The organism is Halioglobus maricola, assembly GCF_009388985.1.
In the GTDB taxonomy this organism is placed as follows: Bacteria; Pseudomonadota; Gammaproteobacteria; order Pseudomonadales; family Halieaceae; genus Halioglobus; species Halioglobus maricola.
The window spans coordinates 2,611,313-2,626,716 of the sequence record NZ_CP036422.1 but is presented as its reverse complement, the minus strand read 5'-3'; the positions used below and the strand labels follow the sequence as shown (position 1 = coordinate 2,626,716).

The 15,404-nt window shown below is 53.5% G+C and carries 16 protein-coding genes; 8 read left to right on the top strand and 8 right to left on the bottom strand.

All coding sequences use genetic code 11. From position 1 onward, the window contains the following. Nucleotides 1-15: 15 nt before the first annotated feature. The gene (locus tag EY643_RS11905; RefSeq protein ID WP_152662409.1) at nucleotides 16-657 is read right to left on the bottom strand and encodes a glutathione S-transferase family protein; all 642 of its coding nucleotides are present in this window, start codon (nucleotides 655-657) and stop codon (nucleotides 16-18) included. A gap of 138 nt (nucleotides 658-795) precedes the next feature. Here EY643_RS11905 and EY643_RS11900 point away from each other — a divergent pair, with 138 nt between their 5' ends. Beyond that, the gene (locus EY643_RS11900) at nucleotides 796-1,203 is read left to right on the top strand and encodes a BLUF domain-containing protein (RefSeq protein WP_240732685.1); all 408 of its coding nucleotides are present in this window, start codon (nucleotides 796-798) and stop codon (nucleotides 1,201-1,203) included. A gap of 41 nt (nucleotides 1,204-1,244) precedes the next feature. Here EY643_RS11900 and EY643_RS11895 read toward each other — a convergent pair whose 3' ends face one another. Then, entirely contained in the window at nucleotides 1,245-2,378 is a 1,134-nt protein-coding gene (locus EY643_RS11895; RefSeq protein ID WP_240732684.1) for a diguanylate phosphodiesterase, read from the bottom strand. A 201-nt stretch (nucleotides 2,379-2,579) separates the two neighbouring features. Between EY643_RS11895 and EY643_RS11890 the strand changes: the two genes are divergently transcribed. The 3 genes from EY643_RS11890 to EY643_RS11880 all read left to right on the top strand — a co-directional run bounded on the left by EY643_RS11890 (nucleotide 2,580) and on the right by EY643_RS11880 (nucleotide 4,593). Beyond that, the gene (locus tag EY643_RS11890; RefSeq protein WP_170287378.1) at nucleotides 2,580-3,014 is read left to right on the top strand and encodes a nitroreductase/quinone reductase family protein; all 435 of its coding nucleotides are present in this window, start codon (nucleotides 2,580-2,582) and stop codon (nucleotides 3,012-3,014) included. A gap of 180 nt (nucleotides 3,015-3,194) precedes the next feature. Next, entirely contained in the window at nucleotides 3,195-4,106 is a 912-nt protein-coding gene (locus EY643_RS11885; RefSeq protein ID WP_152662405.1) for an NAD(P)H-binding protein, read from the top strand. Next, nucleotides 4,093-4,593 (top strand): YehS family protein, encoded by a 501-nt coding sequence (locus EY643_RS11880; RefSeq protein ID WP_152662404.1) that lies wholly within the window; start codon nucleotides 4,093-4,095, stop codon nucleotides 4,591-4,593. The genes EY643_RS11885 and EY643_RS11880 overlap by 14 nt, the downstream gene beginning before the upstream one ends. Nucleotides 4,594-4,664: 71 nt before the next feature. Here the strand turns inward: EY643_RS11880 and EY643_RS11875 are convergent, their stop codons facing one another. From EY643_RS11875 to EY643_RS11865, 3 genes are all read right to left on the bottom strand, one after another. Continuing rightward, on the bottom strand, nucleotides 4,665-5,864 hold the full coding sequence (locus tag EY643_RS11875; protein ID WP_152662403.1) for a patatin-like phospholipase family protein: 1,200 nt from the start codon (nucleotides 5,862-5,864) through the stop codon (nucleotides 4,665-4,667). Nucleotides 5,865-5,895: 31 nt separating this feature from the next. Further along, the gene (locus EY643_RS11870) at nucleotides 5,896-7,602 is read right to left on the bottom strand and encodes a hypothetical protein (RefSeq protein WP_152662402.1); all 1,707 of its coding nucleotides are present in this window, start codon (nucleotides 7,600-7,602) and stop codon (nucleotides 5,896-5,898) included. A 90-nt stretch (nucleotides 7,603-7,692) separates the two neighbouring features. Beyond that, a complete protein-coding gene (locus tag EY643_RS11865; RefSeq protein WP_152662401.1) occupies nucleotides 7,693-9,126 on the bottom strand; it encodes a phosphotransferase in 1,434 nt (477 codons plus the stop codon). A gap of 106 nt (nucleotides 9,127-9,232) precedes the next feature. Between EY643_RS11865 and EY643_RS11860 the strand changes: the two genes are divergently transcribed. Further along, nucleotides 9,233-9,847: a TetR/AcrR family transcriptional regulator gene (locus tag EY643_RS11860; protein WP_152662400.1), complete on the top strand. Its 615-nt coding sequence runs from the start codon at nucleotides 9,233-9,235 to the stop codon at nucleotides 9,845-9,847. A gap of 110 nt (nucleotides 9,848-9,957) precedes the next feature. Continuing rightward, nucleotides 9,958-10,824 carry a TIGR03619 family F420-dependent LLM class oxidoreductase gene (locus EY643_RS11855; protein WP_170287376.1) on the top strand — a complete coding sequence of 289 codons (867 nt, stop codon included), beginning with the start codon at nucleotides 9,958-9,960 and terminating at the stop codon, nucleotides 10,822-10,824. A gap of 96 nt (nucleotides 10,825-10,920) precedes the next feature. Here the strand turns inward: EY643_RS11855 and EY643_RS11850 are convergent, their stop codons facing one another. After that, nucleotides 10,921-12,327 (bottom strand): TIGR00341 family protein, encoded by a 1,407-nt coding sequence (locus tag EY643_RS11850; protein WP_152662399.1) that lies wholly within the window; start codon nucleotides 12,325-12,327, stop codon nucleotides 10,921-10,923. A 219-nt stretch (nucleotides 12,328-12,546) separates the two neighbouring features. Between EY643_RS11850 and EY643_RS11845 the strand changes: the two genes are divergently transcribed. Together EY643_RS11845 and EY643_RS19710 are read left to right on the top strand one after the other, a co-directional pair. Further along, complete coding sequence (locus EY643_RS11845; RefSeq protein WP_205743051.1) at nucleotides 12,547-13,542, top strand: alpha/beta hydrolase; 996 nt, start codon at nucleotides 12,547-12,549, stop codon at nucleotides 13,540-13,542. 13 nt (nucleotides 13,543-13,555) lie between these two features. Further along, nucleotides 13,556-14,317, top strand: a complete 762-nt coding sequence (locus tag EY643_RS19710; protein WP_205743050.1) for a GNAT family N-acetyltransferase — start codon at nucleotides 13,556-13,558, stop codon at nucleotides 14,315-14,317. A gap of 54 nt (nucleotides 14,318-14,371) precedes the next feature. Here the strand turns inward: EY643_RS19710 and EY643_RS11835 are convergent, their stop codons facing one another. Both EY643_RS11835 and EY643_RS11830 read right to left on the bottom strand, forming a co-directional pair. Further along, entirely contained in the window at nucleotides 14,372-14,986 is a 615-nt protein-coding gene (locus EY643_RS11835; protein ID WP_152662398.1) for a TetR/AcrR family transcriptional regulator, read from the bottom strand. 5 nt (nucleotides 14,987-14,991) lie between these two features. After that, nucleotides 14,992-15,387 carry a nuclear transport factor 2-like protein gene (locus tag EY643_RS11830; RefSeq protein WP_152662397.1) on the bottom strand — a complete coding sequence of 132 codons (396 nt, stop codon included), beginning with the start codon at nucleotides 15,385-15,387 and terminating at the stop codon, nucleotides 14,992-14,994. Nucleotides 15,388-15,404: the final 17 nt, after the last annotated feature.

The following is a 15,404-nucleotide window of genomic DNA, read 5'->3' as shown; positions in this document are numbered from 1 at the left end:
CGAGCGGGAACTTCGCTATCCTAGTCCCAACGCCTTGGCTTCTTTTTCGAGGACAGATTTCACTTCGGATACTTCCCGCACAGCTGTGATCAGGCCCGCCATGCGCGGCCAGCGAGAGGGGTCTACTTCGTAGCCTGCATAGGAGGCATTGATAAAGGGGCTGACGATGCTCAGGTCTGCCATGGTGAAGTTGCCGAACAGGAAGCCCTTTTCAGGAAGCTTGCCCTCCAGGTAGTCGAGCATCGGAGGTAGACGTTTTTCGATAATTTTGGCAACCAGTTCCTCGTCAGGCTCTTGTTTGAATGCGAAGGGCCGCATGAAGCGTTGGAAAAAAATACCAGCGGCCATCTCCGCTACAGCTCCACCGCATAGATCTTCGAACCAGTCTGCCATGGCCTTGTCTGCAGTGCCGGTAGGGTACAAAGCCGGCTCTGGATAGGCACTTTCGATATAGCGGCAGATCACCTTGGAATCCCCTAGCGTCAGCTCACCATCCACCAGTGTGGGGATCTTACCCAGTGGGTTAATCTTGAGGTATTCCTTGTCGCCGGAAAAAGGCATCTGCGGGATGATTTCATAGGGTATGCCCTTGTAGTCGAGGGCAATAAGTACTTTCCGCACGAATGGCGACCCATGTACGCCATAGATTTTAATCATTCTTTCCTCCTGTAAAATTCGTGGAACATATGCCATTTTATATTTTGTTATTGCAACTAATCTACCAGTGTCCGAGACTAGTCGGTAGCTTGGAGTCGGATAACTGATATGTATAGACTAATATACAAAAGCCGTAGCGTGGAAACTCTGAACTGGGGGATCGTGCGCAGCATCACCAGTGTCAGTGAAAATAATAATGAAATCGCGGGTCTCACCGGTGTTTTGCTTGCCAGCAGAACACATTTTCTACAGGTTATTGAAGGTAATTTTGAAGACGTTAACGCTGCTTTTCAGCGTATATGCAAAGATGAAAGGCACTCGGAGCTTTGTATCATTGGATACAGCATCATCGATGCTCGTCTCTTCGGTGGGTGGGGTATGCGCGGGATAGGTGCCTTTGATTTTAACCAGAAGATAGAGAGTGAACTGGTTGAGAAGTATGGGGAAGAAGAAGGCGGTATTCACTTCCCGTTGGAGGAATGGCAGGCGCTGGCGATGATCAGCGATATCAAGATGATTCGCGACCTTCCGGAATGGAAGAAATAAATCAAAGATCCTTGGTCAGGGAGGATTTTACCGCTTCCAGGTCATTGCTCGGGAAGGCTGAAGGATACCGCTAGCTGCTCGAATGCTGGCCCAGCCAGAAGAAGCCCCTGAAATAGTTCAACACCCTCGTTTCTGAGCCACAGGAATTCGTCTTGTGTTTCAATGCCTTCCGCGATGATATCGATGCCGAGATCCATGCAGGTTCGGGTTAGGCCGCGCACTATGGCCTGGCGAGGTCCGTTGCTTTCAATGCCTCTTACGAGAGCCATGTCCAGCTTGATGATGTCAGGTTGGAAGTCGGCCAGCAGGTTAAGGCCAGCGTAGCCAGCGCCGAAATCATCGATCGCAAAGTTAATTCCGTGAATTCGGTATGACTCGACCTCTTCGCGGAAGCGATCAACGTTGTTGATGATCTCATTCTCGAGAATTTCGAGCACGATTCGATTTGGCTCGATACCCACTTCTTTCGCTGTTTCAACGACAGAGGTGAGAGCTGTTGAAGAAAATTCTATAGATCGCGGCATCATGTTGAGGTTTAACCTGGTATCAATACCCAGTTTCGCAGCCATCTCGATAGCCAAAGTGCGGCTGTGCTCATCGAATTTGTATTGATCTGACCCCGTGAGCTTTCCAAGTACTTCTCCGGCCGGTTCGTTGTTTGGGCCACGTACCAATGCTTCATATGAGAAAATGTTGCCGGTTGAAGCATTCACTATGGGTTGGAACGCATATGAAAACGCAGGTGCGTCGGGCTTGCTTGTTGATTCGCGCCTGGCTGGCGTTGCTGATGGGCTTTTCTTGCCGTGTATCTGACTTCGCCAACGGCCCTGCTTGAAGGCGCTCAAGAGTTTCTTTGCGCGCCCTTCAGTGAGATCACCGAGTGAGTTGCCCTTGCTGAAAAAATCATTCACTCCGATGGCAGATTCAGCCTCTTCTGCGGAGAGATCCGCATACCCCATGGTCCAGTCAGCGAATGAGCGCTGTGCTATAGGTTCACGGATAATGACTGTCACCTTGCCATGACGTTCGTCTGCGCTTATTTTTTTGAAGAGTTCTTCTACTGTATCGGGGTGGCCCTCAATGACCTGGAAAAAGTCGCCTTCAGCGTAGAGCAACATGCCTGTGATCCCGAGCGCCTCATTACGTTTTCGAGCATGACTGAGCAATTGATCCATGTCTGAGCGACATAGAGGAGGGGAGGTTGTGCTGCTATACACCAAGTGGACTAGTTTAATGTCTATATCCCTTTCCGGCTGTATACGATAACTATAGATTAGGCCTGGGAATAATGCGACTCTGAGGAGACAGTGGCGGTCCCTTTTATGATCCGTCTTATCCGGTTGCTCGTAGTACAGACATCCAAGAAGAGAATCCCTATGAACGAAAGAAGCAAACGGCTTGAGCAAAGCATGTTCCGCAGTATAAACACGGTTGTGGAGCCACTGGTTCGCCGTGGTATTGGATCGCCCAGCTGTGCACCAGCCAGCCTGGTGGTGCTTGAAACGGTTGGATTCAAGAGTGGACAGCAACGAAGTACGCCACTCTGGAGCCTCCGCCTGGGTCGCTACAGATTGATCAGCACCGCACGGGGAGATCGGTCTTTCTGGGTCAAGAACCTGCAGAAGCGGTCACAGACCCGATTTATCGTCGGTGGCAAGGCCCAAGCAGCTGAAGCTATTGTGATAGGGCCTCAATTCGACAATCTCGATGAGTGGGAATTGAACTCGTGGCTGGCGCGTTTAACGTCTGTGCTGTCACGGCAGGTGCAGCAGGGTTGGGCCTTTGCGATTCTGGTTCCCTCCGAGGTCTGAGCCTGAATTCGCCTACCCAGTTTTACCTGCTTCGCCAGGTACTACTCCCGCCATCTTTACCGCGCTGTAACGACTTGCTTGCAGGTCCCCGTTAACAGCGAGCAGCCCTTGCCGAGGCGCAGAACAAGGAACATTGACTCTAATTAGTGACGGGATTTTGCCGATGACAGGGCGTTCTGTGTGGTAGCCTTGAGCACTGTTAAAGCTTCCATTCCACTATCTGAGATTCTTTTGGCCAATACTAACTCACTCCTTATCGTAGGCTTCGGCGACCTGGGTTCACGCTTGGCCCGGCTGCTTTACAGCGATACCTGGGATATAAGCGCCTGTAGACGACACCCAGATCCCGGAGCACAAATATCGCAGTTTGCTGCTGATTACACTGTGCCAGGAAGCCTCCAGTTCGCAGAGAGCCTACAACCGGACTTCGTTGTAGCGACATTCACGCCAGGCACACGGGATATCTCGGGCTATCAACGAGGCTTTACCGACGCAGCATATAATCTTTTGCAGGGTCTGGGAGAGCACCGTCCGAAGCGCCTGATCATGGTGTCCAGCACACGCGTCTACGCGGAGAAAGAAGGTGGGTGGGTTGATGAGTCCTCCGAACTTTCCACGATGGATGAAAGGGCAGTAGCCATCGCTGAGGCAGAGCGCTGTCTGCTGGCATCGCAACACGAGGCAACGGTAGTACGTTTTGGCGGCATATATGGAGGTGAGGGCAGCCGGCTAATGGCGAGGATTGCTCGAGGTGAAATTGCGCCCGCCGAGCCTGTGCGGTACACCAATCGAATCCATCGCGATGACTGCGTCGGCTTTCTTGCACATTTGATGCAGATGGCCGGGGAGGGTGACGAGGTGCTTCCGGTTTATAACGGTGTGGATAACGATCCAGCCGCTGCGCATGAGGTTGAAAGCTGGCTCGCTGCGAGAATGGGGTGTGTACCTGATGTAGCGGCCAAAAGCGGCGCGACTGGCCACAAGCGCTGCATCAATAAGCTACTCAATGCCACCGGATACAAACTACAATTTCCCGATTACAAAGCCGGTTACTTACCGATTCTGAAAGGCAGCCACAATGACCAACAATGATGTATTACGCCGCCTCCGTTATATCTTTGGCTTTAACGACGCAAAAATGATCAAGATTTTTGCCAATGCGGGCCGAGATGTGAAGCGGGGCCATATCATCGCCTGGACCCTGAAGGATGTTGATCCCGCGTTTGAGGAATGTAATGACCGGATGCTGGCCACGTTTCTCAACGGCCTTATTATCGAAAAACGCGGCAAGAGAGATGGGCCGCAACCCAAACCCGAGAATCAGCTCAGCAATAACCTCATCTTGATGAAGTTAAAAATAGCCTTGAATATGAAATCGGAAGATATCATCGCGACCATGGCGCTGGCCGATTTTGCGCTGTCCGCCCACGAGCTGAGCTCTTTCCTGAGACGACCCGGGCATCGGAACTATCGTGAGTGCAAGGATCAGGTTTTGCGAAACTTCCTTATGGGTTTACAGGTGAAGCGTCGAGGAGCCAACGAGGACAAGCCCGTAGTGAAATCGCCCTGGAAAACCTAGACAAGCTAGTACAACGACAGCGAGTGATTTCTGCTCCGCTAGGCAGAGACTGGTAGCAGATAGGGATGAAACTAGTTTGAGCGCTCCAGAACGCCACCGGTCTCTCGTGGATTTTTCCACGCGCTCCCTTCGATCATCCGTTTATAGCCAAAGTGATAAAGCGCTCGCATCATTTCTGGATCGAATGGCTCATCTGTTTCCACATCAGAGGCAGCGCTCCTGGGAATCCAGCTAATCTCGAGATCAAGCCCATCCCGTTCGGCCAGAGCAAGAATTCTGTAGTAGTCGCCAATACCCTGGGTGCGTATGAGGGAGTTGATCGTTCGGCCACCGATAGCACTCATCCTGGGCGGGACGGTCTTATAGTCGGGACGTACCCTGGAATTACGGATCACATAAATGGTGGGTGTGCCCTGGACATTCAGGCGCTCAGTGACTTGGCCCCAATCCACATTGTTGGGATAGAAGAACATCTGGGCGGTGGTGCCACCATCTACATGCATTTCATCGTAGCGGCTTCCATCGGGTGCTTCGACGTCGATATACACTGGAGGGAACAGACCCGGTAGAGCAGCTGAGGCCATAAGGACCTGGTGAATAAGACTCTTGGCCTCAGGATGGCCAGTGGCTGCAATACGAGTCACGTCCCAGACTACTGATCGCCCCGCGTCAAGATTGGTAGTGCCTATCTGTAGTCGTCGGCCTCGATGATACTCGCGTGCCAGCGCCTCTATGACGTCATCGTCTACGTAGGTTTCGAGTGTGCGCTGCATGGGGGCAGTGTTGGCAAGTGAATCCTGCCCGAGTACGCGAAAGACACTGCGAAACTCGAAGATACTGCTGCTGTCCAGCGTGGTATAGATCTCGGTCAGCACCGGATCATAGTCGCTGCCGAGGAAAGCGAAGGGTGCTGTCAAAGCCCCGATGCTAATGCCTGTCACAATGGTAAATTCTGGCCTCGATCCGGCGTCGGTCCAACCCACGAGTAAGCCCGCACCATACGAGCCGTTAGCACCGCCGCCAGAGAGCACAAGGTAATCGTGCTGGCGGTTGATGATCCCGGGGAATTCCTTGCTCACATCACTCTCCTTCGTTAACCAGGAGAGGCGATCAGCGTCCAGCTCGTCGCCCCAGAAGCGCAGGTCATTGCGCCCGAGAACAGATGCCTGTAGATGTTGCTCTTCCGGTAGGGGGTTTCGCGCGATGCTACTGCAGCCTGCGAGAACGAACAGGGCCAGCAGGAAGATAAGTCGGTTGGGGTCAGCTCGCATTTCTACATCTCAAAGTCGAGGCCTTCGCGCCTTACCAGCGATAGCCAAAGTTGCCGGTTAGGGAAGACTTGGTACTGTTGGCGCCCAGGAATGCGGACAAAGTCCAGTTGCTGCCAATGTCCTTGTTGAAGCCAACCAGGAAGGTGGTTTCATCGATACCCAGGTCGAGTGAGAAGTTTAACGCTTGACCGCCTTCAAGGGGTAAGCTTCCTTCCAGCGTCTGCTCGATATCCAGGTATTGCACGCCCGCGAGCGCTTGTAGGCCGATCGCACCGAAGTCATAGCCCACCATGCCCAGCCAGAGTATCGATGTTATGTCAGAGTTTGTTTCGTTGGTTGTAGTCTCGACATAATTGACCCCGAGAGACATTACGAGCTGTTCGTACTGAAAGCCGGTCAACAAACCAAGCCCCACGGTACTGCCGCTGGTATTGCTTTCGAAGCTATAGAATTCCGGAAGTTCGACACCTCCACCCAAACCGACCAGGTTGCGGAACCCAGGCGTAAAGCGCAGGGTCACATCGGATTCTGTTTCGAGTTCGCCCAGTAGCAGGCTTACGTTCAGGAACGGCAGCACCCAGACGTCTGCGCGCAGTTGGCCGGTGACGGCCTCGTTTTCCACATCGGATCCGAAGGGGTCAATCAGCGGTAGATCATTAGTGATGTCAATGCCCTGTACTTTGAAACCCTGCAGGTCGATATCCTGGCGCTGATAGTAGCCCGCCAGCCCCAATCCGTAGGTCTTTGGTAACTCGAACCCTAGCTTGCGTACGTCATCTGCCCAGATGGGCAGGGTGCGCTGCAGGTTCAGGCGAATGGTATCTTCGGCTGCTACATCGTCGTTTAGCATATCGCCGATAACAGGAAGGCTTCCCATCGTATCCTTGTTAAGCGCTGCCACGGCTTCATCTGGCGCGGGGAGTGGGCCCTCTTCGGTTTTATCCGGTATGGGCAGGTTGCTGGTGTCCCAGGCGATATCCCCAAGATCTGTGCCAGAGTATTCGAGCATCCGCACCCAGGAATCAACATCTACCCACTGCCGGCCCAGGCGAGCGCGAAAAGTTTCACGTATGGCTGATATTACGTGGCCACCCGGTGACTGTACTTCGCCGAAATAGACCTTCATTGTGAGGTCCTGGTGAGTGATCCCTTCCCGTTGCATCTCTCCGCTGGCTGTCAATTCTATGCGGTCCAGACGGCCATCGAGTACATAGACTCGCCCAGCCAGTTTTGTCAGCCATTTGAGGCTGGTAGGGAGACTTTGTGTCGCGTAGCGAAACTCGATAATTTCCTGCCCATTATCGGAGGAGACTAGTTTGATGCTGGCCGCATCGTGAAGGCGATCGCCTGTTCTCAGCCATTGGTCTGCGCCCAGAGTCACTTCAAGAATTCGCCGATAGCTTCGCGCCGATCGCAATGGCTCAGATTCCAGCTCTATATATAGGTCGCGACCGTAGTCAGTATCTGGATCAAATATCACCCGGAATCGTTCCGTGCCAGAGGAGCCGTCAGGGAGAGTCTGGCGGTATACGGCCTTGCTCTTCCAGCCGAGCCCCTGAGACATGGGAACAATGGCGACATCGAGAATGCGCGGGCTGATGCCGCGCTGGGTTAGGGGGTCGCTGTTTATCGGGCCCAGTATGGGCGTAGCATCGGCAAGGGCGAACGCCGGAAAAGAAGCCGCAAGCAATAAAACCAGAGCATTGAACCTAACGGCCAGGGGCTTGAAACGTCGCATTGGTAGCTCTTTCCAAAGATAAAGTACACGCCCCACAGTGTACCGCACGAGATATCCAAAACGATGAAAAATTCGAGTTCGGTGTTGTCGCTAATCAGCTGCCACTGCGAGGATGGGATCAAGCTTGTGGAAAAGTGGATTTGTGTCATTGGGGTTACTGTTTGCGATGATCATGGATAAGCGCAGCGCGCGGTGGTGCATAAGCCGCACAATGGCTTCGTCGTTGGCTGGATCATTGGCCGAAATGAGCGCTGTTGCTGCGGCATCGGCGCTCTGTAGGTTTTCATGTTTGCCCCCCGTGAGGGCATTGATATCGGCGATTGTCTCTCTCTCAAACCAATTCCGATAGCGAGAGTTATTGAGCAAGAATTCCGGAATAGCATGCAGCAAGTCGCGTTCCCAGGGCTCGAATGTTTTGGAGGTGGGGAGTCGCTCAATATCCACCAAGAGCTTTTTGAGTGCGGATTCTTCCCGGTCGTTGCTTGTCGGTTCTGGTAGCTTCAGGTCATAGTCCAGGGTGATGCCCTGCAACTCAGCAATGGCCTCATAGGCGCGCCGCGTGATGCTTGCGTATTCAAGCAGGCCTTCAATCCAGTTGCCGCCGACCGCTTTTGGATCACCAAAGAACTTTGAGGCTATGCCTGCCAGTTGGAGAAAAGCGACGGTGTAGTAGCCAACCACCGGAAGGTCGACCTCTTCACCGGTGACCTCAGCATAGCGACGGTAAAGTGCGGGAATGTCACCCATGTTTTCGTAAGGATGTCTGCCCCGGAAACAGGCAAGATCCCAGTGTGTATCGCCAATATTGGCAATTTCAAAGTCGAGCAGCGCGAGTACTTCCGTGCCTGCGGACATGAACTGTCCCGCGTCGCCCGCGATGAAGCTCGCACGGGTGCGGTGTGAGGGCACGTTGCGTCTCAGCCATGACTGAAGAAATTCGAAGGTGGGTTCGTTGTTGTTGGTATAGACACCCGCCAGATACATTTCTTCAGTTGCTCTAAGGGCGATGTCTGCAGCAGTTTCGGGAGGGCTGCTGAGCTTTTTGACCTTGGCAAACTCACTGACTGGAACGGCATGAACCTTGGCCAGATGATCCATATAGCTCAGCATTGCCTGCCAACGCTCATCATCCATTGTTGTCGGGTTTTCGATCGCTGTATGCAGCATTCCTGGCGCGCGGTCCTCTGTGTCTATCCACTCCATAACGAAAGCTTTCGGGGTTTCCATCCAGCCATAGATGTGTGGAACACGAATGCCATTGGACTCTAGCACGGCCATTACATCCATCTCGAACCTGAGGTCGTGTTTGCCGGAGTTGGGCCTGTCGCCCCTCACCAGTACGGCCCGATTCTCACCGTCGACGGTGTAGTTGACCTTCCATTGAGGGCGCCACCGTTCCAGGCGTCTCATTCCCTGCACCTCGCCGCCGAGCTTAGCTAATACCCAGGCACTGATTCCTGCCAGGTTCTCCGCCTCAACAGGGTCAAGATCGTCGGCTGATGTAACGTTGGTTGAAGTGGCCATCCTGTGAACTCTCTTTATCGGTAACTGGTGTTGATTGAAGGATAGTAGGACACTATTGACTATAATAGATAGCTAGGGTCAATGACGTTTGCTTGAGTGTCGATGTATGCGTGAACATTCTGATTATGAAATTCGCCGTAAGCAGGGTTCTGCCAGGCGGCGTATTGCCGTTTTGGGCAAGGCAGGGGGCTGTTTTGCAGAGCTGGGCTACAAGAAAACCACGATGGATGAAGTTGCGCGGCGAGCTGAGGTTTCTAAGGGGCTCGTGTACCACTTCTTTGACAGCAAATCCGGCTTGTTTAATGCCGTGGTGGAAGACACGCTGAAGCAGTGGACGACGTTTGTCGAATACAAGGCCTCCGGTTCGGAAGAAACGACGCTGGAAGAGCTCAATAGCCTTTTCATCACTTCCTTTGATTTCATGGAACGCAATCCGGTGTTATCGCTGTTCGCTCGTGAGGACGATACGCTGCTGGCGCCTTACTTGCCCCAGATCGTCCGCCAAAACCGGCGCTGGCGGGATCGGGTAAGGCGAACACTGAAGCAGGGCATTGAGAGAGGGGAGATCCGTGATCTTGATATCCGGCGAATGTCGTTGATATTTCATCAGTTACAGACGGGGTTATTGTCCAGTAAGGCTTCCGAGAACACGCTCCCTCATTACGACAGTAAAACAGTGCAACTGGCTAGCGCAGTGTTTATACGGGGTATTCAGGCTTAGACCCTATAGGGGCCGAGTGAGCTCATTGACTTTTAGTGGCTTGAAAAGTCAACGGGTGGACGACATTGTTGTCGCCACTTACGCGTCCCGGTAGAAAAGGAAAAGCCAGAATGAAATTTAGTCTGAACATTGGAATGTGCGAGCCATCTCACTACGCACCAATGGCACAAAAGGCGGAGGCAGCAGGCTACGACAGTATCGCGGTGCCGGATAGCATTTGTTATCCAAAAGCCTCTGACACCAAGTACCCCTATACCAAGGATGGTGGTCGGGATTTTCTGGAGAACCAGCCGTTCATGGAAGCCCTGATCGCCGTAACCCATATGGCGGCGGTGACTAAGAACATCCGTTTCTGCACTTACGTCTATAAGCTTGCCATTCGGCAAGCGGCCATTGTGGCCAAGCAAGTACAGAGTATCCAGGCATTTAGCGGGGGGCGCCTTGATCTTGGGATAGGTCTCAGCCCATGGCCGGAGGATTTTGCCGTCGCCGGTGTGCCCTGGGAGAAGCGCGGCAAGCGCCTGGATGAGCAAGTGGCGATTCTGCGAGGTCTGGAGACGGGAGAGTACTTTGGATTCGAAGGTGCTTGTCATAGTCTGCCAGAGAGCAAGATGAGCCCGGCTCCGGCCAACCCAACGCCGATCTACATTGGCGGCCATTCAGAGGCTGCTCTAAAACGCGCGGCCAGAGTAGGAGACGGCTGGGCCTGTGCCGGTGCGCAGACGGATGAGCTGGAAGCGTATATCAAGCGTATACGCGAGCTGCGCGAAGAGTATGGCTGCAGCGATACCCCCTTCAGATTCTGGGCTACCGGTCAGGATGCCTTTACCCGTGAAGGCATAGAGCGCCTCGAAAGTATTGGCGTCACCGACGTGGTTATCGGTTTCAGGGATCCCTTTGCGGGCCAGCCGGACAGTTCATTCGAGGACAAAATTAAAATGCTCGAATGGTATGCGAACGAATTTATTCGAAACTAGAGAACCGGACTTCCGGTTTGGAGGATTGTCCAAACGACTGAACTACTCGACATAGAGCGCATCAAGCAACACCAGGCACGCTATCTCCACAAAACGCTATTGCTGCTTGAAATACATGATTCCCTCGCTGCCTGCGAGCGTGATCTGCAAGTTGTTCTTGTCGATGTACGCCGCACGCGCGCGATCCAGGTCATCGAGGAAAATTTTGAGTACATTGTCGTCGCGGCATCCGGAGAACCAGTTTCTGTTCATTTCAATGTCCAGAGAGCGCCCGCCGAAGCTGTACTTGCCTGTCCATTGCCCGCATGCCGCCGTAAGTTTGAATTTGCCTGTGTCGGCGAATACCAGGCTGTAGTGTTCTCCATCCGAAGCCGTTGCTGCAGATTCCGCATTGTATTGAGTGGATTGCCAGACCCAGTTAACACCCGCCAGTTTGTCCAGGCTACTCTCGGCTTGCTTTGCTATGCTGCTGATCGAGTTTCCAACCTGCGGCCATACACCAGTCACTTTTTGGGTCCATGTGTAATGGATTTTGAAGTTGTGTACCGCCCAGTCTGATCGTGTTTCAGATAGCTGTTGATGCAGTTCGCCAAGCGTGACAGGGGGAGAGGGCCCTTCCAGTGCAAGGTAGATGGTTTTTCGCTCGGTTAGCAGCTCGATATCGACCAGTTCCAGATCACTCGCCTGTAGCCAGTTTTGCAAGACCTCGGATTTCGCAGCGCGATAGCGTGCGTTAAAGAGAATTTTCTCGCTGTAGAACCAAAGCGGGATGGACACCGCTATGGTCAAAACCAGGAATAGTGATAATTGGCTGCGCACGAAAGCGGCTGTCTTCTTGCGCGTGGTCGCCGGTGATACGCCCACCGCCATGAAAGTGAGCGCACCTGCAAGCACCATGGCGATTAGATTGGTTAAAAACAGCACAACGGCCCGTGTCGCCAGCTCATACTCTCCACTCGTCAGTAGGATGCCCGCGGAAGCGAGGGGGGGCAGTAGGGCGACAGCAACAGCCACGCCGGGGATTGCGCTGGTTTGTTTGCGGGTGATGGTGTAGGCGCCTGCAGAGCCTGCTGCCAGGGCGATCAGAAGGTCATAGAAGGTCGGGCGGGTGCGCGCCAGCACCTGCTCGGGTAGAAAGACCAGATCGGGTGACAGGCCAGTGATCAGCGAGGACAGCAGCAGGGCCCCCAGCCCCATGGCCGTTACCAGCCATAGCGCACCATAAAAACGCCCGGGCCATCCCATGACGACCGCACCGGCGGCAGCCATTACCGGGTTCATCAGGGGCGCGACAAGCATCGCACCGATAACCACAGCCGCCGAGTCTGACAATAGTCCCGCCGTTGCTATCATGGTTGAAAGAACGAGGAGGATGCTCATTCTCACCAGGTAGGGATTGCGGTTTTTCTTGCCGAAAACGAACAGGTCTTCCAGTACCTCGCGTCTTTCCTCCGGGGTGAGACCGCGGTCGGCAAGAAGTGCCTGTAAACTGAACTTTCCCATCAATCAAATTCCGAGTTGTGAAGGTGCTCATTAAAGGCCTGAACAATACCACAAGGTCGATTCATTGCGACGCCCGCAGGGTACAAACACGGCACGAGCGCATGCTTGGCCGGGCGTTTGAAGTTTTAGCTGTAGCAACACGATCGATCTACATTACTATTGGTGCATCGGATGTTTCAGGGTTTGGGGATCAAGACTATGAGGTTCACTAAGATTTAGATGAAAGTTACCAAAGATATGCTGCGCGAGGATCTGCGCTCTCTGTACGGCATTCTCAATTTCATGCCAAAGATTTTGAGGTTTCCTCGGGTGGTGAAACTTCTTAACTATGTCGTCGAGCGCTTTCGTCAGGCAAAGGTCATTGAGGGAGTCCATCTCGAAGAGCGGACTATCCGCAGCAGCGACGGAACCGCGACCCTTCGCCTGGTGATATACCGCCCTGAGAATGTATCCGGCGAATTGCCGGCGTTGCTCTACTGCCACGGCGGTGGCTACATCATGGGGAACCCTGAACAATCAGTCGAAATGATCGAAAAATTCATCAAGACCCGGCCCTGTGTCGTCATCGCGCCCGACTATCGAAAGTCGTTTACCAAACCGTTCCCCGCCGGGTTTGATGACTGCTACGACACATTGCTCTGGGCAAGAGACCATGCCGCGGAACTTGGCATAGCAGCCACGAGGTTTATCGTTGCTGGGCATAGTGCAGGTGGTGGGCTGGCCGCGGCGGTTACGCTGAAGGCTCGCGACACCCAGGACGTTGATATTGCTTTCCAGATGCCTATCTACCCGATGATCGATGACACTCAGCCGGACGATCCAGCACGTGAGATTCACACGCCTGTCTGGGATACGCGCATGAACAAACTCGGGTGGGGTGCGTATCTCGCGGGTTTGAAGCGCAGTGGGGAAGAAATTCCGGCGTATGCGGCACCGGCGCGGAACAGCGACTACCGCGGCTTTCCGCCCACGATAACCTTTGTAGGCACGCTGGAGCCTTTTTACTGGGAAACTGCCGCGTATGTTGACGCCTTGAGGAGCGAGCAGGTTGATGTCGCCTACGAAGAGTATGAGGGCTGCTACCACGCGTTTGACGCATTGGGAGGGCAAGCGGAAGTGAGCAGGAAAGCCCGTGCTTTTACGTATGATAATTTTGCTGCGTTTTACGACAAATATGTTGTCAGCGGTGCGGACGCCTCAGGCGTGCCCTCGTAACAGGATCTCCCATATGAGCAACCAGGAATTGATCCGCGAGGTTCGCTCGGCGAGCTTCAGCGATGAGCTGGAGGCGGGCCTGGAGCAATTTGTCCAGGCGGTGGCTGCGCTCAGTTCGCTTTACCCAGCCCAGCACAAGTACAGAATCGAGTTCGGGGAACGAACCCTGCTGCGTGAGGTGCTCGATCCGGATGCACATGAGACCCATTGGTGGCAGACAGGGCTGTACATCATCCGTAAAGGCCTCGAGGACGTTCCCGCGCTGAATTCCCAGTATGGCCAGGCGATGGATGAGCTCGAAACGCAGCTCGATGGCCACTTTGGGCCATATGAAGCGGTGACCTTGCGCGAGATCGACTCTACGACCGTTAACGGGGTGTGCTTGCTCAGCGAGCTGATGCAATATCCACAGAGTACGTTTGTAGCGCCAAATGCTTATTCACTTGCTCAAGCGCTTTTCAGTGATATTGCGTGGTATCGCGCGGTTTATGTCGGTAAGGCCCCGGTCGGCTTTGCTATGCTGGAAGATGACGAACAGAATCAAAACTATTACCTGTGGCGGTTTATGATCGCTCCGCAGTTTCAGAAATTTGGTTATGGCAGAGCCGCCATAGAGTGCATTATCGATTATGTGAAATCTCGTCCTGGTGCTAGTGAACTTTCGCTGAGTTATATCCCACACGAGCAGGGCCCTGCGCAGTTCTATCGCAAGCTGGGCTTCATCGAGACCGGCGAGATCGATGAGGGCGAGGTATGCATGCGCCTGGCATTCTAGATTGTGAATGGACAGATCACGATGAAGGGCGAATAGTCGTCTGAAATCGCTTGATCAGCGCTGCGGTGTCACCTGCAGGAGAAAATCTCTCAGTGTTTGGTCTTCAGGTAAGCTAACTCGACCTTCGATAATCAATGCAGCTAAACCGTGTACCAATGCCCAGGCACCGAGGGCCTTGTTCGTTATCTGCTTCTCATCGCCGGAACTTGTCGAAAATGCTGCACACAGAAGTTGGAAGGGCCGCTTTATGCTCGGGCTGATCTCGTCGGTGTCTAGCGGCGGGGGCTGGGCGGACGATTTCTTTCTACCGCGGGATTCGATTTGCCCGAGCATCAGTCTATAGAGTTGTGGGTTGCCGATAGCAAACTCGAGGTAAGCGACGCCGTAGGTGAGTACCAGGTCTTTGTCCGCGGCAGAGGCCTGGGCTGCCTTGGTCATGGCGGTGGCCAGTCGCTCGAAGCCCGTCTCCGTGACAACCTCTATTAGCTCTTTTTTGTTTTTGAAGTGAGAGTAGGGGGCCATGTGAGAAACCCCGGCCTCGGCGGCTATTGCTCTTAGCGAAAGAGCATCGGCACCATCTCGCTGCAAGATTGTATCTGCCGCTGCAACAAGCGAGCTTCTCAGTTCACCATGGTGGTAGCTACCGCCGCCTTTTTTTCTAGCGCTCATGAGAGTTATGACTTGAGAAAGCCACCTTTTTCCAGACGCATGGTCATTTCGTCAAGCATGAGTTGTAGCCCGTTGATGGGCCTCATCATAACTTCGAAGTGGACTATCTTGTCTGCTTGATTCCAGCGGATAAGGTCGATGCCTTTGATCTGCTTCCCTTTCACTGCAGCGGAAAACTCCAGTGCCATATTGTTGCCGTCGATCCACTGGCGATGGTAGGTGAAGTCCTGAAAAATGTCATTAACCATGGAGAGAATGAAGTGCGTGATGTCACGACCTTCCTTCGGTTGCCAAACCGTAGGGGAATGAAAGGACACATTCTCGTCGAGAAGGTCGCGTAACAGCTCGCTATCATTCTCGATAACCGCCTTGTGCCATAGTGTTAGTCGTGGGTCAGACATGTTGATTCCTGATAGCA